This window comes from Kitasatospora sp. NPDC036993 (assembly GCF_055607525.1).
The window spans coordinates 214,330-235,912 of the sequence record NZ_JBVJRP010000012.1; the positions used below are offsets into that span (position 1 = coordinate 214,330).

Here is a 21,583-nt window from a genome sequence, read left to right on the forward strand (position 1 = left end):
GGGCCTTCGCGCCGGCGGCGCCGGAACAGGTGGTCCGCCACGCCGCTGTGCCCGGTGCCGTCGTCCGACTCAGGCCGGTGCCTTCGTGGCCACGGCCGCGAGTGCCATCCGGGGTACCTCGGCCGCGTAGCCGCCGTCCACGCGGTACGTCGTGGGGCGGACCCGGGTGCCCGGTGGCGCATCGGTGCCGGCGAGGTAGGCGGTGTGGTCGAAGTGCTGCCGGACGCGGTGCCAGGCCTCGTTCCGGTCCAACTGAGCGAAGAAGGCATGGATGCCGTACATGTCGGCGAGGTAGTCGCACATCCGCCGGCGGGCCTCGTCCTCGGTCTCCGCCCGGACGATCAGGGGGTCGTAGACGTCCGAGACGCTGACGGGCACGTCGAGCCCGTCGAAGAGGGCCACCATCCGGGCCCGGCTGAAATGCTCGTACGGGTGGCCCACCGCCGAGTACGAGTGGACGACCTCGCCGAAGAACCCGGCCATGGGACTGGAGTCGTCGAAGTCGTGCACCACGACCCGGCCTCCGGGCCTCGCCACGCGGACGGCCTCGGCGATGGCGAGCGGGCGTCGCTCGGGGGCGATGTGGTGGGTGCCGTAGGCCAGGAGCACGGCGCTGACGGAGTCGTCCCTGAGGATCAGCGCCTCGGCGGACTGCCGGAGCGCGGACAGCCCGTAGGCGAGCGCCCGCTCCACCATCGCGCCCGAGATGTCACCGGTCAGGATCCGCAGCCTCGCGCTCGCGCCGTCGCCGTGCGCGGTCAGCGCCCGTGCGATGGTCCCGTCCCCGCCCAGGACGTCGAGCACCGTGGCGTCACCGGCCGCGTGGGCCGGTGCGGCGAGTTCCAGCAGCCGGCGCGCTCCGGTCCAGCGGACGGAGGCGTCCTGCTGGGCGCGGCGGTAGGAGTCGCCCCGGCCGGTGGCGTCGGACTCGAACTCGTTGTCGCAGGCGGCGAGACCGCCGTCCACGGCGACCTCCCGCAGCCGGGCACGGTCGATCAGGGAACTCAGCTGGGCATGGTCGCTCGCGATGGTGCGGAGGTAGGCATCCAGTGACATGGACGGAAGGTACGTGTCAGGCATGGGGGGATCTCCTTCCGAAGGCGGGTGGCGCCGGTGCCCGCCGACCGGTGCGGCGACGGGGCGTCGCGGCACGGTGGCGAACACCAGGCCCGGCGCGAGCGGGTTCCCCGGCTACGGATGGAGCGATGTCCGTCGTATCCGGTGCTCGCGACTCACTCCCCCGAGGAGGGACACGGCACACACCCGGACGGGGGAGGTGGGGCTTCGCCCCTGCCGTGTGCGGGCGGCGCTCGAAGCGGCCTCCCCACCCGACCACCGAAGGGGTTCTTCCGCTGGGCCTCCCACTCGTGGGGACGGCGCCCTTCGGTTCTCGGGTCGGCCATTCGATACTGACCGTCGCCCGGATGCGCCGCAACACCGGCTGCTCCGGCGCCCCGGAACCGGGCGGTTCACCGGCCACCCGGGGGCCGGTGCCGCCGGCTGAGGCCGCGGGCCCCACCGCCCACCCCCGTCGGGCAGTGGGGCCTTCGTGTCAGCGCCGCCAGAAGAGGTGGTGCGCCACGCCGCTCGGGCTGGGCACGACCTCCAGGTCGAAGCGGTCGAGCAGCTCGTCGGGGGAGTCCCAGAGCTTCAGTCCGGACCCGAGCTTCACCGGGGAGACCGCCACGTGCAGGGTGTCGACGAGACCGGCGTCGAGGAACTGCCGGATGGTGGTGACGCCGCCGCCGAGCCGGACGTCCTTGCCGTCGGCGGCCGCCCGGGCCCGTGCGAGGACCGTGGCCGGGTCGCCGTCGACGAAGTGGAACGTGGTGTCGGAGAGCGTGAACGACGGGCGCGGGTGGTGGGTCATCACGAACACCGGGGTGTGGAAGGGGGGTTGGCCACCCCACCAGCCCTGCCACTCGTGGTCCTGCCAGGGCCCGCGCTGGGGCCCGAACTTGTTGCGGCCCATGATCTCGGCCCCGATGTTGCGGGCGAAGTCCCGGGTGAAGTAGTCGTCCAGACCCCGGCTGCCTCCGGGATCGGTGCGCATCGGCCAGCTCGCCGTGGCGCCCGCCCAGGAGAACAGCCGCTCGGCGCGGTCGAGGCCGAACGGCAGTTCGAGGGTCTGGTGCTCGCCGGCGGCGACGCCGTCGCTCGAGACGTTGAAGTTCATGACTCTGAGCAGTTGTTCCATGGCTGAAGCTCCTGTCGCACCGTCGTGCGGCCGGACGCCGCACACCATGACGTCGGAGCGGACCCGGCAGCCTTGACACCGGGGCGGGACTTTTTTCCAGACGTTTCCGGAGTGGCCCCGCCGGCGTCGGGCGGGCGGTGAGCCCGCCCGGCGCTGCGGGGGTCAGCCGCCCGTGGTCTGGAGTTCCGGGTCCGCCGGCTGTTCCCGGTCGTCGGCGGCGGGCGGTTCGCCGCCGGTGTGCCGGGTGAGGAACAGGACCAGGGCCGCACCGGCCATGGCGAGGGCACCCGCGGTCAGGGCGAGGGTGTTGTGCCCGGTGGCGAACACCGCGCGCAGGGTGTCCTCCAGGGCACCGCGCCCCCCGGCCGGAGCGGCAGCGATCAGGCCGTCGGCTCCGCCGCCGGACAGGGCTTGGGCGGCCTGGTGCGGGTCGGTGACCTTGCCCTCCATGGATCGGCCCATGGTGGAGACGGCCAGTGTGCCGAAGACGGCGACGCCGAAGGCGTAGCCGAGCTGTTCGAAGGTGCTGTAGGTGCCGCCGGCCATTCCGGCGCGGTCGTACGGCACCGAGCCCAGGGCGAGGGCGGCGGCGACCTGGAAGACCAGACCCATGCCGAGGCCGCTCAGCGCGAGGCCGCCGACCAGGACGGGCCACCCGGAGTCGGGGCCCAGGAAGCCCTCCGCCGACACCCCGAGGCCCGCGAGGAACAGGCCGAGGGTGGCGCCCACCCGGGGGGAGGGCCTGGGCATCCACCGGCCGCTCACGATCGCGACCAGGGCGGCGGCCAGGGCGTGCGGCAGAACGACCAGGCCGGCGCCGACCGGGGAGAGGTGCTGAACGGACTGAAGCCACATCGAGGTGTAGGGAAGGATCCCGTACACCGCCGCCTCCCCGACGGCGATGGTGATCATCGCCGCGGTGAACGCGGGCCGACGGAAGAGCGAGAGGTCCAGCAGCGGGTGGACGCCGCGCCTCTGCACGCCGACGAAGGCCACGAGCGCGAGCAGGGCCACACCGAGGGGGACCAGAGTGGCCGGGGTGGTCCAGCCGTGGGAGTGCGACCCGGTCAGGGCGTAGACCAGGCCGCCCGCGCCGACGGCGAAGAGCAGCAGACCAGGTACGTCCAGACGCCGGGCGGCGTCCTTGGCCGGGGTGGAGCGGGGGACGTAGCGGAAGGTCATCCACAGGGCGAGCGCGGTGACGGGCACGTTGACGTAGAAGATCCACCGCCAGTCCAGGGCCTCGGTGAGGAGGCCGCCCAGGACCGGGCCGAGCGCGGCAGCGCTGGCGGCCACCGCCGCCCAGATGCCGAAGGCCGTCCCCAGCCGGCGCCCCGAGTACAGGGTGCCGATCAGGGAGATGGTGGTGGCGAACATGGCGGCCGCGCCGATGCCCTGCACCAGGCGGGCGGCGATCAGCCGGCCCATGTCCGGCGACAGCGCACAGGCGACGGAGGCGAGGGCGAAGACGAGCAGGCCCGCCGCGTACACGCGGCGCCGGCCGTGCAGGTCGGCGAGCATGCCCGCGCCCAGCAGGGTGGCGGCGACCGCCAGCGCGTAGCCGTCGGCCACCCACTGCAGTTGCGACAAGGACGCGTCCAGCGATCCGGACACGGACGGCAGGGCGACCAGCACGATGGTGACATCGACCAGCAGCATGAACGTGCCCAGGCAGATCGCTGCCAAGGGCCCCCAGATACGCATGAAACGAACTCCCGGAGTGAGTGGGCAAGACCTCCACACCCTCTGCGCCCCGCCGCAGGCACCCCAAGCCATACCCTGCGGGACGGAAGGATCCGGCACACAGACGAGGTATCGCGGTGGATTCGGACAGGCTCGACGAGCTCGATCAGCGGCTGCTCCAGGGCCTCCAACTGGACGGCCGGGCTCCCTTCAGCCGCCTCGCCCAGGACCTGGACGTCTCCGAGCGGACCGTCGCCCGTCGCTACCGACGGCTGCGCACCATGGGCCTGCGCATCGTGGGCCAACCGGTGCCCGACCGTCTGGGCCTGGTGCGCTGGCTGCTGCGCCTGCGCTGCACACCCGACGCGGCCGCCGCCATCGCCGACGCGCTGGCCCGCCGTCCCGACACCAGCTGGGTCACCCTGGCTTCCGGCGGCACCGAGCTCTACTGCGCCCTCAACACCCGCACCGCCGACGAGCGCAACGCCCTCCTGCTGCAGAAGCTCCCACGCACCCCGCACGTGCTGTCCGTCAGCGCCCACTGCATGATGCGGATCTTCGTCGGCACCACCAGCACCTGGCACGCCACCCGTTTCCACGCCCCGGCCCCGACCGAGCCGTCCCCCGCGCCGGAACCGCTGCCCCTGGATGCCACCGACCGGGTGCTGTTCGCCGAACTGGCCCGCGACGGCCGGGCCCCCCTTTCCGAACTCGGTACCGCGGCCGACCGCTCCGCCTCCAGTGTCCAGCGCCACCTCGACCGGCTCCGGGACGAAGGCGCTCTCGGCTTCTCCGTCGACTTCGACCCCCAGCTCCTGGGCTACCGGATGACCACCCAGCTGTGGCTGAACGTCGTCCCGGTCCACCTGCGCACCGTCGGTGAGGCCCTCGCCACCCACCCCGAGATCGCCTTCGCCGCCGCCATCACCGGCACCGCCAACCTCGTCGCCAGCGGCGTCTTCCGTACGCCCGCCGACCTCTACAGCTATCTCGACCAGCGCATCGGCCCCCTCCCGGGCATCCAGAACATCGAGACCGCGCCCACCCTCCGCGAGGTCAAACGCCTCGCCCACGTCCTGCCCTGACCCGCATCCGGAACACCACGCCCCTGTCCGGGCAGGAGCGTCCCGTGTCCGCTACCCGCCGCCGGTCCTCCGGTCCGGCTCCCGGCGACGCGAGACGGTCGCGATGGTGCGCACCGCCGTGACCTTCGGGTGCGTCAGGCGAAGGGGCCCCGGGGGAACCACGGGTCGTGGACCTCGCGGGGCCCGTCCGGCGTGAGCAGGGTGAGGCTGTGGGCGCCGGAGGCGTACTCCGCCAGCTGCACCGAGCCGTGCCGGGTCTCCAGTTCGGCCTGCACCGGCACCGGCAGCTTGGTCAGTGCCCGCCGCAGTTGCAGCGCGTCGCGGCGGCTGACCGGCTGGGGGGAGCGGAGCACCAGCCGCAGCGGGCTGAGCGGCCCGGTCACCGGGACGCCGCTGCCCAGTTCGTAGCCGGCCGCGCCGATCGGGCCCCAGGGGAGCCGGTGGTCGGCGACCAGGCGGCCGACCTCGGGCAGCAGCGCCAGGGCCGGGATGCCGGCCAGCCGTTCGGGGGCCAGGTGCCCGCGCCGTTCGGCCAGCTGTTCGGGCCGCAGGGTCCTGGCCACCGCCGCCCAGGGGGCCAGGGCGTCCAGGCGCAGGCCGGGCCGGGGGCCGTGGACCGTCACCGGGAACCACAGCTCGGGCGCCGCCTCCGCGTCGCGGGTGCAGCGCTGGGGGTGCGGCAGGTCGACCGGGCTGCCGGCCACGGCGGGGGCCCGGCCGACCGTGACCCAGGGGTGGGCCCGCAGGACCGCCCGCGCCCAGTCCGGCAGCTCGCCGCCCGCGAAGGGCCGCAGCGAGCTGGGGCACTGCATCAGCAGCAGGTCGTGGGGGCCGGGCAGCCGGCCGTCCAGGGCGGCCAGCGGGCCGACCCGTCGGCGCGGTCCGTCGTGCGGGTCCTCAGCGGTGCGTCGGGCGGGGCTTCCTGGATGTACGACGGTCACTGCGGGCTCCAGAGGGTGGCGTCGATTTCGCCGACGGCCCCAATGTGCGCCCGGCCGACGGCCCGTGGCTACGGCCGTTGGGCGCGTCCACCAGGGACCAAAGGCTCAAGGTGCGCCCGTGGGCACCCGGTGTGAGAGTGGGGGCAAGCCCGGTATCCGACCTCCCGTCCGTCCCGCTTGGAGGAGTCATGGGCATCTTCGACAGGTTGTTCCACCGGCCGCCGCAGGAGTCCGTCGGGCAGGAGGCCGCCCAGCGCGCGGCCCTCGCCCACGACGAGGCCGCCGACGCGTACGGCGACGAGGTCGAGCGCAGCCGGGACCAGCAGGAACGGCTCGCCCAGGAGGAGGCCGACCGGCGTGCCGCCGAGAACATGACGGCCGAGGGCGATCCCTGGGACTGAGGCCCTGCCGGCTTCACCGTACGAAGCCGAAGCCGAAGCCGGTCAGGCCCGGACGGAACCGCCGCTCACCGCGCCCGTGGCGGCAGCGGCGGGCGCCGCAGGTCCGGCCGGGGGGTGGACGCCGGCGGGGGCTCCGCGGCGGGCGCGTCCTCCAGCAGCTCCAGGGCCAGCTGCACGGCCGCGACCAGTTCGGGGTGGCGGCCCCTGGCCCAGTCGCGCGGGGTGCGCAGCACGTGCACGTCCGGTTCGACGCCCTGGTTCTCCACCGACCAGCCGAGCCCGCCGCTGAACCAGGAGGCGTTCTTCGGCACCGAGATCTGGGTGCCGTCGCCGAGGGTGTGCCGTCCGGTCATCCCGACCACCCCGCCCCAGGTGCGGGTGCCGATCACCGGGCCGAGTCCGAGCAGCTTGATCGCCGCGATGATCACGTCGCCGTCCGAGCTGGTGGCCTCGTCGGCCAGCGCGACCAGCGGGCCGCGCGGTGCGTGCCTGGGCCAGCGCACCGGCCTGCGGTCCCGGCTGAAGTCCCAGGCCAGGACGTGCCGGGTGAGTTTCTCCAGCACCAGTTCGGAGACGTTGCCGCCGGCGTTGCCGCGTACGTCCAGCACCAGCGCGGGCTTGTCCAGTTCGCGGCGCAGGTCCCGGTTGAACTGGGCCCAGCCGGAGCCGCCGAGGTCGGGGATGTGCAGGTAGCCGCACCGCCCGTCGCTGAACTCCCTTACCAGGGAACGCCGTTTGGTGACCCAGTCCTGGTAGCGGATGGGCCGTTCGTCGGTCAGCGGGCTGATCACGATCCGGCGCACCGGGCCGTCCTGGCCGCTGCGCAGGGCCAGTTCGAGCGTGGTGCCGCCGGTGCCGGCCAGCAGCGGCAGCGGTCCGCGCAGCGGGTCGACCGGGCGGCCGCCGACCTCCAGGAACTCGTCGCCGTCGCGCACGCCCTGGGCGGCCAGCGGGGCGCGGGCGCGCGGGTCCGAGGTCTCTCCGGGCAGCACCCGGTCGACCAGCCAGCGGCCGTCGGGGGAGCGGTGGGCGTTGGCGCCGAGCAGGCCGAGCGGCTGCTGGGAGAGGGTGGGGCCCTCGGCGCGCCGGGACGGGGTGACGTAGGCGTGCGAGGTGCCGAGTTCGCCGAGGAGTTCGCGCAGCAGGTCGGCGAAGTCGTCGGGGGAGCAGACCCGCTCCAGCAGCGGCTCGTACTGGGCGACCAGGGCGGGCCAGTCCAGGCCGGACATCCGCTCGTCCCAGAACTGGTCCCGGACGATCCGGGCGGCCTCGTGGTAGGCCTGGCGCCACTCGGCGGCCGGGCGCACGGTGTGCGTGATCCGGCGCAGGTCGACGGTGGTGCCGGCGGCGGGGGCGGCGACCGGGATCACCCGCAGCGTCCCGGCCGAGTAGACGGCGATCGAGCCGCCGTCCCCGGAGACCGCGTAGCCGTCGAGCCGGTCGACCAGTGTGCTGCGGGTGCCCCTGGCCAGGTCGAAGTGCTCCAGTGCGGGGCGTCCCGAGGTGTCCTCGGGGCCGGCGAAGGTCTGCCCGAGGGTGCCGGAGATCGGCCAGCGCAGCCAGACCAGGCCGCCGCGCACCGCGTCGGTGGCCGAGTACTTGGAGGCGATCACCGGGAACTGGAGCAGCCGCTCGCCGATGCCCGCCGGGTCGACCCGGACGGTGCCGTCGCCGCCTCCGTCGCCGTGCGGGGCGCCGTCCTCGGCCGGGGCGGCGAACGGCGAGGGGGTGTCGGCGGCGAGCGGGACGAGGTAGGGGCGGCAGCCGAGCGGGAAGGAGAGGTCGCCGGTGTGCACGTCGTGGACCGGGTCGAAGCCTCGCCAGGACAGGAAGGCGAGGTAGCGGCCGTCCCTGGTGAACACCGGCTGCTCGTCCTCGAAGCGGCCGTCGGTGATCTCGGTGGTCGGGGCGGGCGCGTCGGCGCGGGTGAGCCGGATGCGGCGCAGTGAGCGCCCGGCGACCGGTTCGGACCAGGCGATCCAGTGTGAGTCGGGGGAGAAGCGGGCGCTGGAGACCGGCCCGTAGCCGGAGGCGGCCAGTTCGCGGACCTCGCCGTCGGCCGCGGTGACCAGCAGCAGCCGTCCGTTCGAGGTGGTGGCGGCGAGCCGGCTGCCGTCGGGTGAGGCGGTGAGTTCCAGGACGCGGCCGATCCGTCCGGCGGCGATCACCCGGTGGCGGTGCTTCTCCGGCCCGCCGTGGCCCGGCCGTTCGGAGTGGCCCGGCAGCTCGGTGCGCCCCGGAGGTTCGCCGCTGCCCGGCCGTTCGCCGTGGCCGGGCCGCGCGGCATGGCCTGGCAGCGGCACCACCTCGATCGCGTCGGCGCCCTCGGCGTCGGTGATCCAGGCGGCCTCGCCGGTGTGCCCGAGCACCACCGGCAGCCGGGTGCGCACGCCGGGGGTGTCGGCGAGGGCGCGGGCCGGGCCGTCCTTGTGGGTGAGCCAGTACTGGCTGCCGCGCACGGTGATCACCCCGGCCCGGCCGGTCTGGTCGCAGGCGAGGTCCTTGACCTGGCCGGCGGCGTTGACCTGGTACGGGCGGCGGCCGGCCCTGGCGCCGCCGAGCGGGACGCGCAGCCGGCGCGGGGCGGGGGCGTCCAGGCCGTCCAGCAGCCAGAGGTCGCCGGCGTGCTGGTAGACGATCCGGGTGCCGTCGGTGGCGGCCTCGCGGGCGTAGTAGGAGGCGTGGTCGGTGTGCCGGCGCAGGTCGGTGCCGTCCGGGCGGCAGGAGTAGACGTTGCCGATGCCCTCGTGGTCGGAGAGGAAGGCGATCCGTCCGCCGAGGGGGCCGGTGACCGGCATGGGGGCGGCGAGGTGCCCGGTGTGTCCGGGCAGGATCCGCTCGCCGTCCACCCAGAGCCGGCCGGTGGCGCCGCCCCGGTAGCGCTTCCAGGCGGCCGGCTCGTGCGGGGCGGCGCCGGTGAGCAGGACGGTCCGCTCGCGGCTCATCTGGGCGTCGCCGACCGGGCCCCAGGGCATCCGGCGACCGGGGGAGCCGTCCGGGGGCAGGGCGTGCGCCCAGGTGTAGTGGCCGAAGGGCTCGTGGTAGGAGGTGACGGCCAGCACCTCGCCGTCGGGCAGCCAGCCGCGCACCCGGGTGTCCTGGCTGCCCCAGAAGCTGAGCCGGTTCGCCTCGCCGCCCTCGACCGGGGCGGTCCACACCTCGGGGGTCGGGCCGAGCCAGCTGGTCCAGGCGAGGGTGGTGCCGTCGGGGGAGAAGCGGGGGTGGCTGACCCGGGTGCGGTCGCAGCCGACCCGCCAGGCCCGGCCGGTGCCGGTGCCGTCGGCGTCCAGCGGGGCGATCCAGACGTCGTCCTCGGCGGTGAAGGTGAGCAGGCCGCCGTGCAGGTGGGGGTGGCGGAGGTAGCCGGGCGGGGTCACGCCTCCATCCTTCGACGGGGCGTCACCACCGGCAACCGGAGGAGGCGGCAACCGGTCTGGACCATTGACACCACAGGGCCGGATCCACTTCAGTGGTCTAGTCCAACTTGGGTGCGAGGCCGCGCCGTTCCCCCCACTGGCGCGTGCTCCGGCGTGCCCTCGGACGTCCCCCACGACCGCGCCATCGCAGGAGCACCCGCATGCGCAGAACACCCACCCCCGGAACACCCACCCCCGGAACCCCGGCCACCGGCCGCCGCGCGGCCGTCGCCGCCGCAACCGCCTCCGCCGTCGCCGCGGCCACCCTGGTCGGCGTCACGCTGGGCCTGGCGCCCGCCGCCTCGGCCGGAGAGTTCCTGGTCAACGGCGGTTTCGAGTCCGGCTCGCTCGGCCCCTGGAGCTGCTCCGGCAACTCGGGCAGCGTCGTCACCAGCCCGGTGCACGGCGGCAGCCGCGCGCTCGCCGCGGCGGCCTCGGCCGGTGACACCGCCCAGTGCGGCCAGACCGTCACCGTCGCCCCGAACACCACCTACACGCTCAGCGCCTTCGTCAACGGCTCGTACGTCTACCTGGGCGTGGACGGCGGCGGCCCGAGCACCTGGACGCCGGGCACCGGCGGCTCGTACCAGAAGCTGAGCGTCAGCTTCACCACCGGCGCCAGCCAGACCAGCGCCACCGTCTACACCCACGGCTGGTACGGGCAGGGCACCTACTACGCGGACGACGTCTCGCTGGACGGCCCGGGCGCGCCCAGCCCGACGCCCACGCCGACCGCGACGCCGACCACCACCCCGACGGGCACCGCCTCCCCGACGGCGACCCCGACCGGGACGCCCACGGGTACGCCCACCGGGACTCCCACGGGCACGCCCACCACCCCGCCGGTCGGCAGCCACGCCCTGGTCGGCTACCTGCACGCGAGCTTCGCCAACGGTGCCGGCTACACCCGGATGGCCGACGTCCCGAACTCCTGGGACTTCATCAACCTGTCCTTCGGCGAGCCCACCTCCGTCACCTCCGGCGACATCCGGTTCAACCGCTGCCCGGCCACCGAGTGCCCGGGCGTCGAGTCGGACGACGAGTTCAAGGCCGGCATCGCCGCCAAGCGGGCCCAGGGCAAGAAGGTGCTGATCTCGATCGGCGGCCAGAACGGCCAGGTCCAGCTGACCACCACCGCGGCCAGGGACGCCTTCGTCAACTCGGTCTCGGCGATCATCGACAAGTGGGGCCTGGACGGGCTGGACATCGACTTCGAGGGGCACTCGCTCTCCCTCAACACCGGTGACAACGACTTCAAGAACCCGACCAGCCCGGTCATCGTCAACCTGATCTCCGCGCTGAAGACCCTCAAGGCCAAGTACGGCCAGGGCTTCGTGCTGACCATGGCGCCGGAGACCTTCTTCGTCCAACTCGGCTACCAGTACTACGGATCGGGCCCCTGGGGCGGCCAGGACCCGCGGGCCGGGGCGTACCTGCCGGTCATCCACGCGATGCGCGACGACCTCACCCTGCTGCACGTCCAGGACTACAACTCCGGCTCCATCATGGGCCTGGACAACCAGTACCACTCGATGGGCGGCGCCGACTTCCACGTCGCGATGACCGACATGCTGCTCAAGGGCTTCCCGGTGGCGGGCAACGCGAACAACGTGTTTCCGGCGCTGCCCGCCTCCAAGGTCGCCATCGGCATGCCGGCCACCACCAACGCGGGCAACGGCTACGTCGCCCCGGCCGAGGTGAACAAGGCGCTCGACTGCCTCACCAAGCTGGCCAACTGCGGGACGTACGTGCCGCGTTCGGGTGCTCAGCCGAACCTGCGCGGGCTGATGACCTGGTCGATCAACTGGGACCGGTTCGGCGGCCAGGAGTTCTCCAAGAACTTCAACGGCTACTTCGGCCGCTGATCAGGACGCCGATCCGCCGGGCCGGCCGATCCGTCGATCCGCCGGCCCGACGGCCTCCGGGGCCGTGCCCGGACCTACCCCCGTGAGGTCCGGGCACGGCCCCTCCTCGTCGTGGTCACCGACGGCGGTGGTCAGCGCGCCCGGCCCAGCGTCAGCCCGTTCACCGCCTCGACCGCCTCGGGAGACGCCGTCGCCAGGGAGCCCGACGCGTACGGCGGCTGCGGGTCGTACTCGATCAGCAGCTGGATCGCCTGCGCGGTGGTGTCCCCGCTGATCCGGCCGGCCAGCGTCAGCGCGAGGTCGATCCCGGCCGAGACCCCGGCGGCGACGGCGTACTTGCCGTCGATGACGACCCGGTCGGTGCCGGTCGGCTCCGCCCCGTACGCGGGGAGCCGGTCCAGGACGCCCCAGTGGCTGGTGGCCCGGCGGCCCCTGAGCAGCCCGGCGGCGCCCAGCAGCAGCGAGCCCGAGCAGACCGAGGTGGTCCAGGCGGTGGTCGCGTCCACCCGGCGCAGCCAGTCGAGCAGCGCCTCGTTCGTGAGCTGGGCCTCCGTCCCGGGCCCGCCGGGCACCAGCAGCAGGTCGGCCGAGTCCACCTCGTCCAGGGCGGCGTCCGCGGTGATCGCCAGGCTGCCGAGGTCGTTGCGCACCGGCCCCCGCTCGGCGGCGGTGAGCACGACCTCGGCGCCGGGGATCCGGGACAGCACCTCGTACGGGCCGACCGCGTCCAGGGTGGTGAACTCGGGGTAGAGCAGGATGGCGATGCGCATCAGTGACCTCCGGTGGGTTCGGGTCGGAAGCGGCGTCGGTACTCGGCGGGCGGGGCGGCCAGGGCCCGGACGAAGGCGCGCCGCATCGCCTCCGGGGTGCCGTAGCCGCAGGAGCGCGCGATCTCCTCGACGCCGTCGGCGGTGTCCTCCAGCCGCCGCCGGGCGGCCTCCAGCCGGACCCCGTCCACGTACCGGCCCGGGGTGACCCCGACCTCGGCGGCGAAGGTCCGGGCGAAGTGCCGCGGCGACAGTGCCGACCGGCCGGCCAGCGCCTCGACCGACAGGTCGGCCTCCGGGTGCTCGGCGATCCACCGCTGCACCTCGCGCAGCGGCTGCCGGGCCGCCACCTGGGCGGCCAGCTGGGTGCTGAACTGGGCCTGGTTGCCCGGCCGGCGCAGGAAGACCACCAGGTGGCGGGCGACCAGCAGGGCCGTGTCGCGCCCCAGGTCCTCCTCGACCAGGGCCAGTGCCAGGTCGATCCCGGCGGTGACCCCGGCCGAGGTGGCGACGTGCCCGTCCCGGACGTGGATCGGGTCCGGGTCCACCTCGACGTCGGGGAACCGCCGGGCCAGCGCGTCGCAGTGCGCCCAGTGGGTGGTCGCCCGGCGCCCGGCCAGCAGCCCGGCCTCGGCGAGCAGGAAGGCCCCGGTGCACACCGACACCACCCGCTCGGCCCGTTCGGCCAGCTCCCGGATCCGCGCCACCAGCGCCGGGTCCGGTTGCACGGTGCCCTGCCCGCCGGGGACCAGCAGGGTGTGCACGGGACCGGCCTGCGCCAGGTCCGCGTCCGGCAGCAGTCGCAGTCCGCTGTGGCAGCGCACCGGAGCACCGCCGGGGGAGGCGGTGGTCACCCGGTACGTCCCCGGCTGTCCGCAGGCCTTGTCCGCTCCCGCGAACACCTCCAGGGGGCCGGTCACGTCGAGGCTCTGCACGCCCTCGAAGAGGACGATGACCACGCTGCGCGCTCTCATGCGGCCAGCCTCCCAAGGGGGAGCGGCGGCAGCAATGACCTGCTTCCCACCTTTCCTGCCATCCGCTGAGGCCTGCCACCCGCTGGGCCCTGCCGCCGCGTGGCCGGACGCCGAAACGCCGGAAGGCCCCTCGCTCTCGCGAAGGGCCTTCCGGCTGTCTGTGCGCCGCCAGGGACTCGAACCCCGGACCCGCTGATTAAGAGTCAGCTGCTCTAACCAACTGAGCTAGCGGCGCCTGCTGACCTGGAGAACATTACCCGGTCAGCCACCGAAACTCACAATCGGGCCGGAGCGCGGAGCCCGGCCGGCTCACATGACCAGCACCACCTTGCCCCGGACGTGCCCGGCGCCGACCAGCCGGTGGGCCTCGGCGACCCGCCCCATCGGGAGCGCCTCCTCGACCTCCAGCCGCAGCCCGCCGGTCTCCCACAGCTTCACCAGCTCGGCCAGCCGCGCGGCCGTCCGCTCGCCCCGCAGGCCCCGGACGCCCAGTCGCTCGGCGCCCGGGTAGTCGACCACGGTGACGATCCGGTCCCGGTCGGCGACCAGCTCGACGGAGGCCTCCAGGGCGCCCCGCCCGGCGGCGTCGAAGGCCGCGGTCACCCCCTGCGGCGCCGCCGCCAGGACCCGCTCGACCAGCCCCTCGCCGTACGCGACCGGCACCGCGCCCAGCTCGCGCAGGTACCCGTGGTTGCGCTCGCTCGCGGTGCCGACGACCGTGGCGCCCCAGGTCCGGGCCAGCTGGACGGCGACCGTGCCGACCCCGCCCGAGGCGCCGTGCACCAGCACCGTGTCGCCCGGGCCGACGCCCAGCCCGGTGAGCGCCAGGTGAGCGGTCTGGCCGGAGGCGGAGAGCGAGCCGGCCTGCTCCCAGGGCATCCCGGCGGGCTTGGCCACCAGCCGGCCGGCGTCCACCGTGACCCGGTCGGCCTGGCAGCCCAGCGTCCGGAAGCCCAGCACCTCGTCCCCGACCCGCCAGTCGCCGGCGTCAGGACCGAGGGCGTCCACCACCCCGGCGAACTCGGTGCCGAGGACGAACGGCGGCTCGACCGCCATCCCCGGTGGACGGAACCCCTCGCGGATCGCCAGGTCCACCGGCTGCACTCCCGCCGCGTACACCCGGACCCGCACCTCGCCCGGCCCGGGCTCCGGGTCGGGCACCTCGGTGACCCGCAGCACCTCGGGACCGCCGTTCCCCGTCACGGTGACCGCCTTCATGCCTGTCCCCACCCCTCCTCGACACTTCGACTTCTACGATCATCGGATGTGAAGTGCGCTTGAGGTCAAGCTTTTGTTCAGCGTGTCGATACTGATGGGCGCATTGTCAGATTTATCCTGGGCGGCGCTCAGCCGTCCGTCGATCGTCGAGAGGAACCTCCCCGTGGGCCAGCTGCCCCTGTTCTTCCTGGTGCTGCTCGCCTCCGTGGTGACCATGCCGCTCGGGCGGAAGACCGGAGTACCACAACCGGTGCTGATGACCCTGCTCGGCATCGTCATGGCACTCGTCCCGCAGATCCCGGACGTCAGCATCGAGCCCGAGCTGATCCTCCCGCTGGTCCTGCCGCCGCTGATCTTCGCGGTGGCCAGACGCTCCTCGGTGCGCTACTTCAAGGCCAACGCCCGCTCGATCCTGCTGCTGGCGGTCGCCCTGGTCGCGGTCACCACGGTCGCCGTGGCCGGCACCGTGCACTGGCTGCTGCCCACCCTGCCGCTCGCCGCCGCCATCGCGGTCGGCGCACTGGTCTCCCCGCCCGACCCGGTGGCCGCCGTCGCGGTGGCCGGCAGCGTCGGGCTGCCCCGCCGCCTGGTGGCGATCCTGGAGAGCGAAGGGCTGTTCAACGACGTCACCGCGATCGTCATCTACTCGCTGTCCATCGAGGCCATGGTCAGCGGCGACTTCTCGGCCGGCGACGCGGTGCTGCGCTTCGTCCTGTCCGCGGTGCTGGCCGTGGTGGTCGGCGTCGCGCTCGGCTGGGTCAACACCAAGCTCGCCGAGCGCCTGGACGACCCGACCCAGCAGGTCGCGCTCAACCTGCTGGTGCCCTTCGCCGCGTACACCCTCGCCGAGGAGATCCACGGCTCCGGCGTGCTCGCCGTCGTGGTCTGCGCGCTCTACCTCGCCGAGCGGGCCTCCGACGCGGACGCCGTCGCCTACCGGCTCGTCGGCAACGCCTTCTGGGAGGTGGTCGAGATCCTGATCACCGGGGTCGCCTTCGGCCTGATCGGCCTGGAGCTGGCCACCGTGCTCAAGGAGGCAGGCAGCGGCTGGACCGGCTTCATCGGCGACGCCGCCGTGGTCATCGCGGTGGTCGTCGGGGTCCGGCTGCTCTGGCTGCTGCCGGCCGGCTGGCTGTCGAAGAAGCTGCGCTCCAACGACGAGGAGGACACCCCGTTCAGCTGGAAGGAGAGCGTGATCCTCTGGTGGTCCGGCATGCGCGGCGTGGCCACCGTCGCCCTGGCGCTCGCCATCCCGCTCACCCTGCACTCCGGCGAGGACTTCCCCGAGCGCGGCCGGCTGGTCTTCATCGCCTTCAGCGTGGTGCTGTTCACCCTGCTCGTCCAGGGCCTGACGCTGCCCTGGCTGGCCAAGCGGTTCGAGCTGGACATCGACCAGGACCAGCACGAGCAGGCCGTGCGGCAGCTCTGGTGGCGGGCCGCCAAGGCCGGGCTGAAGCGGCTCGGCGAGCTGGAGGAACAGGACCGGCTGCCCGCGGAGGTCGCCGACCGCCTGCGGGACCGTCAGCACGACCGGCTGGCCAGGCTCTGCCCGGAGAACTACGCCGAGGAGGAGGCCGCCGAGGCCAAGCTGCGGATGGCCCAGTGGCGGGCCGCCAGGGACGTCGAGCAGGAGATGATCGCCGCCTCCCGGCGCGAGATGCTCTCCGCCCGCAGCGAACTCGGCGCCGATCCCGAGATGGTCGACGAGGTGCTGCGCGGCCTCGACCTGCGCTCCGAACGGAAGTGACGGGGCGTCCGCTCCCGCGGGGCGGGGCGTCCGCCCCGCGGGAGCGGAACACACCCGGCCGCAGGACCGCCGGGCGGAATGTGCGCGACCGGCTCCGGGGTTGCATAGGCTGAACCCGGGCAGGCCGTCAACGGAGTCGGCGCACCACGAGTACCCGCACGACCTCGCATCCAGGCCGCCACGGCCTGGCCCTCACGCCTGGCCCTGCCGGTTTCTGCACCCAGATGAATCGAGGACCCACCGATGTCGGAGACCCGCGCCGACGCCCGCACCCCGCTGGACCGCACCCCGCAGTGGGCCGCCCTGGCCAAGCACCGCGCCGAACTGGGCGACACCCACCTGCGCGAGCTGTTCGCCGCCGACCCGGAGCGCGGCCGCCGTCACACGCTCCAGGTCGGCGACCTGCACGTGGACTACGCCAAGCACCTGGTCACCGACGAGACGCTGGAGCTGCTGCGCGAGCTGGCCGCCGCCACCGGCGTCGCCGAGCTGCGGGACGCGATGTTCCGCGGCGAGAAGATCAACAACACCGAGCACCGGGCGGTCCTGCACACCGCGCTGCGCGCCCCGCGCGGCGCCGTGGTCGAGGTCGACGGCGAGAACGTGGTGCCCGCCGTGCACGCCGTCCTCGACAGGATGGCCGCCTTCGCCGACCGGGTCCGCAGCGGCGAGTGGAAGGGCCACACCGGCAAGCGGATCCGCACCGTCGTCAACATCGGCATCGGCGGCTCCGACCTCGGCCCGGCGATGGCCTACGAGGTGCTCCGCTCGTACGCCGAGCGCGACCTCGACGTCCGCTTCGTCTCCAACGTGGACGGCGCCGACCTGCACGAGGCGGTCCGCGACCTCGACCCGGCCGAGACGCTGTTCATCGTCGCGTCGAAGACCTTCACCACCATCGAGACCATCACCAACGCGGTCTCCGCTCGCAACTGGCTGCTCACCGGGCTGCGCGCCGACACCGACGCGGTGGCCAAGCACTTCGTCGCGCTGTCCACCAACGCCCAGGGCGTGCAGGACTTCGGCATCGACACCGCCAACATGTTCGAGTTCTGGGACTGGGTGGGCGGCCGCTACTCCTTCGACTCGGCGATCGGCCTCTCGCTGATGATCGCCATCGGCCCGGACGCCTTCCGGGAGATGCTGGACGGCTTCCACCTGGTCGACGAGCACTTCCGCACCGCCCCGGCGGAGCAGAACGTCCCGCTGCTGCTCGGCCTGCTGGGCGTCTGGTACGGCGCGTTCTTCGACGCCCAGGCGCACGCGGTGCTGCCCTACTCGCACTACCTGTCCAAGTTCACCGCCTACCTCCAGCAGCTGGACATGGAGTCCAACGGCAAGTCGGTGACCAGGGACGGCACCCCGGTGGACTGGCAGACCGGCCCGGTGGTCTGGGGCACCCCCGGCACCAACGGCCAGCACGCCTACTACCAGCTGCTGCACCAGGGCACCAAGGTGATCCCGGCCGACTTCATCGGCTTCGCCAGGCCCGTCGCCGACCTGCTGCCCGGCCTGGTCGCCCAGCACGACCTGCTGCTGGCCAACTTCTTCGCGCAGACCCAGGCACTGGCCTTCGGCAAGACCCCGGAGGAGGTCGCGGCCGAGGGCGTGCCCGCCGAGCTCGTCCCGCACAAGACCTTCAAGGGCAACCACCCGACCACCACCATCCTGGCCGGCGAGCTGACCCCCTCGGTGCTCGGCCAGCTGGTCGCGCTCTACGAGCACAAGGTGTTCGTCCAGGGCGCGGTCTGGAACATCGACTCCTTCGACCAGTGGGGCGTCGAGCTGGGCAAGGTGCTCGCGAAGCGGATCGAGCCGGTGCTGCTCACCGGCGAGGGCACCGAGCGGCTGGACAGCTCCACCGCCGAGCTGGTCGCCCGCTACCGGGCGCTGCGCGGCCGCTGAGCCGGGGCCGGGCCGCTCGCTCCGGCGGGCGGCCCTGGCCCTGCCGGCCGCCGTGCGGGCGTCCGCCGGGTGGTCGGACGCGTGGTCGGACGCCGAAACGCCGGAAGGCCCCTCGCTCTCGCGAAGGGCCTTCCGGCTGTCTGTGCGCCGCCAGGGACTCGAACCCCGGACCCGCTGATTAAGAGTCAGCTGCTCTAACCAACTGAGCTAGCGGCGCCTGCTGACAGAGAAGACTCTAGCAGCGCCCCGCGGCCGGGCCAAAATCGAATACCGGCCGCCCCGCGTTCACCCGCCGGTCACGACGGCAGGCCCGGCGACAGCCGCCGCACCCGGCTCGCGCGCCGCCCGGACACAGGCCCACAGCACCACCGCGGCGCCGGGCAGCCGGGGCTCCCGCTGCTCCGGCGCGACGATCCACCGGCCGGCGCCCCGCCCGGGGGAGTCCGGGCTGTTCACCATCCGTTGCAGGGGCGGCACGGTCACCGCGTCGCCCCTGCCGTGGCACAGCAGCGGCGGCACGTCCCTGGCCCACTCCTCCCAGGCCAGCAGCCGGCGCAGCCGGGGCGCCGCGCCCGGCTGGACGAACAGCAGGATCCGCCCCCGGTGGCTCGCGGCCGGTCCGCAGCCGGGTCCCGAGACCCACAGCTCGTCCAGCACCCGGCGGCCGAACAGCGCCGGCATGCTGATCACGTCGAAGGCACGACCGCAGGGCAGCACCGAGGGGGCCCAGGGGCGGCTCTCCCACAGGGCGCGCATGCTGCGCGGGTACTCGCTGGCGGAGGCGAGCCAGGCCTCCCCGGCCGCGCTGACGTGTTCCACCGACGGGGACATCACCGACGGGTACATCACCGGCTGCCGCGTCACCGGTTGTCGTGTCATCGACTGCTGTGTCCAGATCTCCACGGAGAGCAGCCTGTGCGGCCCGCGCCCGGGGCGGGACGGAAAGCGCGGTTCGCCGGACAGGGCGGCGGGGAACGGCGTACCCTTCCCCGCCGTGCATATGCCAGAGGCCCGGTCCGGCGACGGCGCGCGGGGGATCAGTCCTCGTGCCTGCGCGGCTGAAGCAGGGTGCGGCCGTACTCGATCATCTTGGCGGCGTAGTCCGGGGTCCAGTCCGCCCGCTGCGCGACCTCGGTGTCCGAGAGCGCGTCGAAGCGGCGTGGGTCGGCCAGCTGGGCGGCGGCGACCGCCTGGAAGTCCGTCGCCCGTTCGGCGGCGGCCCGGAAGGCCAGGGCCAGTTCCGTGGAGCGGCGCAGCAGCTCCGCCGGGTCCTCGATCGACTCCAGGTCGAAGAATCGTTCCGGCTCGGGTTCGGCGGACTGCGGTTCGAACAGCAGCTGCACCGGACGCAGGCGCCTGGGGGGCTCGGACGACTCTGGGGAGTCGGGCATGGACGGACACCTCCGGGTTTCGGGTGGGGTGGGCGGAACCTGCTCCGGGCTGCGCCGCCCGGTCGTGGCCGCCGTCCATTGTCTCGCGGCGGTGGCCGGTAGCGGAACGGTGCGCACGCGGGCGCTATTCCCGGATGTGCGCCGGGCGTGCGCCTCGGGCGCCGCGCTTCCGGGGCGGGTGCGAACCGGTTGTCCCGGTGTACCGGCCGCTCCGGCCGGTGGGCCCCTCCGGTCCGTGGATCGCTCCGGTCCGTGGGCCGCCGGCCGGACGCGGGCACCCAGCGAAACGGGAGAACCCCCATGCGTGTGAGAAGGGGCCGCACGGCCCTCGCCCTGTCCGTCCTGTCCGTGCTGGGCGTCCTGCTCGCGGCCGCCGCCTCCGTCGCCCCGGCCGCGGTGGCCGCCGAGACGGCGCTGGTGGTGGCCGGGGAGCCGAGCGGCCCCGGCGGCGTCTCGACGGCGACCTGCCCGCCCGGCACCCACCTGACCGGCGGCGGCTACCGGCTCCAGCCGGACGCGGACGGCCCGGTGCGCGCCAGCGGCCCCACCGACGACGCGCGCGGGTGGAGCGCGGAGGTGGAGCGGGGTTCCGTGGCGGCCTTCGCGGTCTGCGAGACCGAGGACTGACCCCGGCCGCTACCGCAGGTGGACCCGGTGGCCGCTCAGGTGGTGCAGCACCTGGTGGTTGGCCTCCCAGCCGTCCGGAAAGGTCACCGGGACGCCCAGCTGGACCGGCTCGGTCGAGGGGTGCTCGTCCAGCAGCCCGGCGATCCCCGCCCTGGCCACCACGATGCAGGCGTGCCGGTGCCGGGAGGCGAGCACGCAGAGCCGGCCGGTCTCCAGGTGGAAGGCGGTCGCGTCGGGGCGTCCCGACAGCGGGTGCAGCACCACGGTGACGTCGTACTCGCGGCCCTGGAGGCGGTTGGCGGTGTCCACCGTGACGGCCGGGCCGGCGGTGCCGTCCACCGGCACGCCCTCCTTGAGCAGTGCCGCGCGCACCGCCGCCGCCTGGTCCCGGTGGGCGGTGCCGACGGCGATCCGGTCCGCGGTGAGCGGCGCCTCGCCCTGCTCGGAGCTCGCGGTCAGCCCGCGCTCCAGCAGTCGGCGGACGGTGGCCGCGACCGCCGCCACGGCCTGCGGGTCGGTCCGTACGGTGTGCCGGGCGGGCAGTTCCAGCAGGGCCCAGCCGTGCTCGGCGGCCCGGTCGATCACCGCGTCCAGGGCCGAGCCGTCGGGACGCACGGCGGCGGTCAGCCGGCGGTCCCCGGGGCCGGTGCCCGAGCGGAACGGCGTGTACGGGTAGAAGGCCCGGGAGATCAGCGGCGCGGCGCTGGCCGGCAGCCGCCAGGAGACCGGCAGCCGGTGCGGCTCGATCTCCGGGTTGTGCGCCAGCATGGTGACCACCGCGCTGCCGGACGGGTCGTACGACAGACCGGCCCACTGCTCGGTGCCGACCACGGTGAACGGGTCCAGCTGGCCGGGGTCCCCGACGAACAGCGCCCGCTCGAACAGCCGGGCCACCGCGAGCAGGGCGTCCGAGCGCATCTGGTACGCCTCGTCGACGATCGCGTGCCGCCACGGGGCCTCGGTCCGCACCCACTGCCACTTGGCCGAGGTGGAGACCACCACGTCGTGCCCGACCAGGTCGGCGACCTTGTCGGAGGGCGTGACGTTGGCGTGCTTCAGCACCTCGGGGCCCGGCCTCGAATCCGCGGCGTGCAGCCGGCCGATCGTCAACTCCGGCGCCTTCTCGGCCAGTCGGCCGACCAGGTCGTCCACCTGGCCGTTGGTCTGGGCGACGATCATCAGCCGCTCGCCGGCCTCGACCAGCTCACGCGCGGCCCGCACCACGAGCGTGGACTTCCCCGCGCCGGGCGGGGAGTCCACCACCACACCGCGCGGGGCGCCGGCCGGCGGACGGACGGTGGCCGCGAGGATCCGGGCCACCGCGGCGTCGGCGGCCGCGCCCGGGGCCTGCTCGGGGGTCATGGGA

At 74.1% G+C, this 21,583-nt stretch carries 17 protein-coding genes and 2 tRNA genes; 6 read left to right on the forward strand and 13 right to left on the reverse strand.

The annotated features are described in order from the left end of the window. Positions 1-69: 69 nt before the first annotated feature. The 3 genes from ACZ7C5_RS26020 to ACZ7C5_RS26030 form a co-directional block, all read right to left on the reverse strand. A complete protein-coding gene (locus ACZ7C5_RS26020; protein ID WP_401092103.1) occupies positions 70-1,080 on the reverse strand; it encodes a methyltransferase domain-containing protein in 1,011 nt (336 codons plus the stop codon). 472 nt (positions 1,081-1,552) lie between these two features. After that, positions 1,553-2,197 (reverse strand): dihydrofolate reductase family protein, encoded by a 645-nt coding sequence (locus ACZ7C5_RS26025; RefSeq protein ID WP_401092102.1) that lies wholly within the window; start codon positions 2,195-2,197, stop codon positions 1,553-1,555. 162 nt (positions 2,198-2,359) lie between these two features. Continuing rightward, the gene (locus ACZ7C5_RS26030) at positions 2,360-3,883 is read right to left on the reverse strand and encodes an MFS transporter (RefSeq protein ID WP_401092101.1); all 1,524 of its coding nucleotides are present in this window, start codon (positions 3,881-3,883) and stop codon (positions 2,360-2,362) included. A gap of 134 nt (positions 3,884-4,017) precedes the next feature. Here ACZ7C5_RS26030 and ACZ7C5_RS26035 point away from each other — a divergent pair, with 134 nt between their 5' ends. Continuing rightward, positions 4,018-4,965 (forward strand): Lrp/AsnC family transcriptional regulator, encoded by a 948-nt coding sequence (locus ACZ7C5_RS26035; RefSeq protein ID WP_401092100.1) that lies wholly within the window; start codon positions 4,018-4,020, stop codon positions 4,963-4,965. Positions 4,966-5,099: 134 nt separating this feature from the next. On the opposite strand, the gene ACZ7C5_RS26040 is transcribed toward ACZ7C5_RS26035, so the two are convergent. Next, positions 5,100-5,906, reverse strand: a complete 807-nt coding sequence (locus ACZ7C5_RS26040; protein WP_470323564.1) for a phosphoribosyl-dephospho-CoA transferase MdcG domain-containing protein — start codon at positions 5,904-5,906, stop codon at positions 5,100-5,102. A 188-nt stretch (positions 5,907-6,094) separates the two neighbouring features. Here ACZ7C5_RS26040 and ACZ7C5_RS26045 point away from each other — a divergent pair, with 188 nt between their 5' ends. Next, positions 6,095-6,307, forward strand: coding sequence for a hypothetical protein (locus ACZ7C5_RS26045; RefSeq protein ID WP_401092098.1), 213 nt, complete (start codon positions 6,095-6,097; stop codon positions 6,305-6,307). A gap of 65 nt (positions 6,308-6,372) precedes the next feature. Here the strand turns inward: ACZ7C5_RS26045 and ACZ7C5_RS26050 are convergent, their stop codons facing one another. Then, a complete protein-coding gene (locus ACZ7C5_RS26050; protein WP_401092097.1) occupies positions 6,373-9,684 on the reverse strand; it encodes a S41 family peptidase in 3,312 nt (1,103 codons plus the stop codon). Between the two features lie 200 nt (positions 9,685-9,884). Between ACZ7C5_RS26050 and ACZ7C5_RS26055 the strand changes: the two genes are divergently transcribed. Next, complete coding sequence (locus ACZ7C5_RS26055) at positions 9,885-11,588, forward strand: chitinase (RefSeq protein WP_470323565.1); 1,704 nt, start codon at positions 9,885-9,887, stop codon at positions 11,586-11,588. Between the two features lie 131 nt (positions 11,589-11,719). Here the strand turns inward: ACZ7C5_RS26055 and ACZ7C5_RS26060 are convergent, their stop codons facing one another. The 4 genes from ACZ7C5_RS26060 to ACZ7C5_RS26075 form a co-directional block, all read right to left on the reverse strand. Next, a complete protein-coding gene (locus ACZ7C5_RS26060) occupies positions 11,720-12,358 on the reverse strand; it encodes a DJ-1/PfpI family protein (RefSeq protein ID WP_401092095.1) in 639 nt (212 codons plus the stop codon). Continuing rightward, entirely contained in the window at positions 12,358-13,329 is a 972-nt protein-coding gene (locus tag ACZ7C5_RS26065; RefSeq protein ID WP_470323566.1) for a GlxA family transcriptional regulator, read from the reverse strand. Before ACZ7C5_RS26065 ends, ACZ7C5_RS26060 begins: the two co-directional genes overlap by 1 nt. Positions 13,330-13,490: 161 nt before the next feature. Then, positions 13,491-13,564: transfer RNA gene (locus ACZ7C5_RS26070), tRNA-Lys, on the reverse strand. Between the two features lie 74 nt (positions 13,565-13,638). Continuing rightward, positions 13,639-14,547 carry an NADP-dependent oxidoreductase gene (locus ACZ7C5_RS26075; RefSeq protein WP_401092093.1) on the reverse strand — a complete coding sequence of 303 codons (909 nt, stop codon included), beginning with the start codon at positions 14,545-14,547 and terminating at the stop codon, positions 13,639-13,641. A gap of 163 nt (positions 14,548-14,710) precedes the next feature. On the opposite strand from ACZ7C5_RS26075, the gene ACZ7C5_RS26080 reads away from it, so the two are divergent. Both ACZ7C5_RS26080 and pgi read left to right on the forward strand, forming a co-directional pair. Continuing rightward, the gene (locus ACZ7C5_RS26080; protein ID WP_401092092.1) at positions 14,711-16,294 is read left to right on the forward strand and encodes a Na+/H+ antiporter; all 1,584 of its coding nucleotides are present in this window, start codon (positions 14,711-14,713) and stop codon (positions 16,292-16,294) included. A gap of 243 nt (positions 16,295-16,537) precedes the next feature. After that, entirely contained in the window at positions 16,538-18,199 is a 1,662-nt protein-coding gene (gene pgi / locus ACZ7C5_RS26085) for a glucose-6-phosphate isomerase (RefSeq protein WP_401092091.1), read from the forward strand. A 143-nt stretch (positions 18,200-18,342) separates the two neighbouring features. Here the strand turns inward: pgi and ACZ7C5_RS26090 are convergent. The 3 genes from ACZ7C5_RS26090 to ACZ7C5_RS26100 form a co-directional block, all read right to left on the reverse strand. After that, positions 18,343-18,416: transfer RNA gene (locus ACZ7C5_RS26090), tRNA-Lys, on the reverse strand. A 68-nt stretch (positions 18,417-18,484) separates the two neighbouring features. After that, positions 18,485-19,045, reverse strand: a complete 561-nt coding sequence (locus ACZ7C5_RS26095) for a bifunctional DNA primase/polymerase (protein WP_223245445.1) — start codon at positions 19,043-19,045, stop codon at positions 18,485-18,487. A 191-nt stretch (positions 19,046-19,236) separates the two neighbouring features. Then, positions 19,237-19,590 (reverse strand): hypothetical protein, encoded by a 354-nt coding sequence (locus tag ACZ7C5_RS26100; RefSeq protein ID WP_401092090.1) that lies wholly within the window; start codon positions 19,588-19,590, stop codon positions 19,237-19,239. Between the two features lie 300 nt (positions 19,591-19,890). Between ACZ7C5_RS26100 and ACZ7C5_RS26105 the strand changes: the two genes are divergently transcribed. Continuing rightward, positions 19,891-20,217 carry a hypothetical protein gene (locus ACZ7C5_RS26105; RefSeq protein WP_401092089.1) on the forward strand — a complete coding sequence of 109 codons (327 nt, stop codon included), beginning with the start codon at positions 19,891-19,893 and terminating at the stop codon, positions 20,215-20,217. A gap of 9 nt (positions 20,218-20,226) precedes the next feature. Here the strand turns inward: ACZ7C5_RS26105 and ACZ7C5_RS26110 are convergent, their stop codons facing one another. Further along, positions 20,227-21,579, reverse strand: a complete 1,353-nt coding sequence (locus ACZ7C5_RS26110; RefSeq protein WP_401092133.1) for an AAA family ATPase — start codon at positions 21,577-21,579, stop codon at positions 20,227-20,229. Between the last annotated feature and the right edge of the window lie 4 nt (positions 21,580-21,583).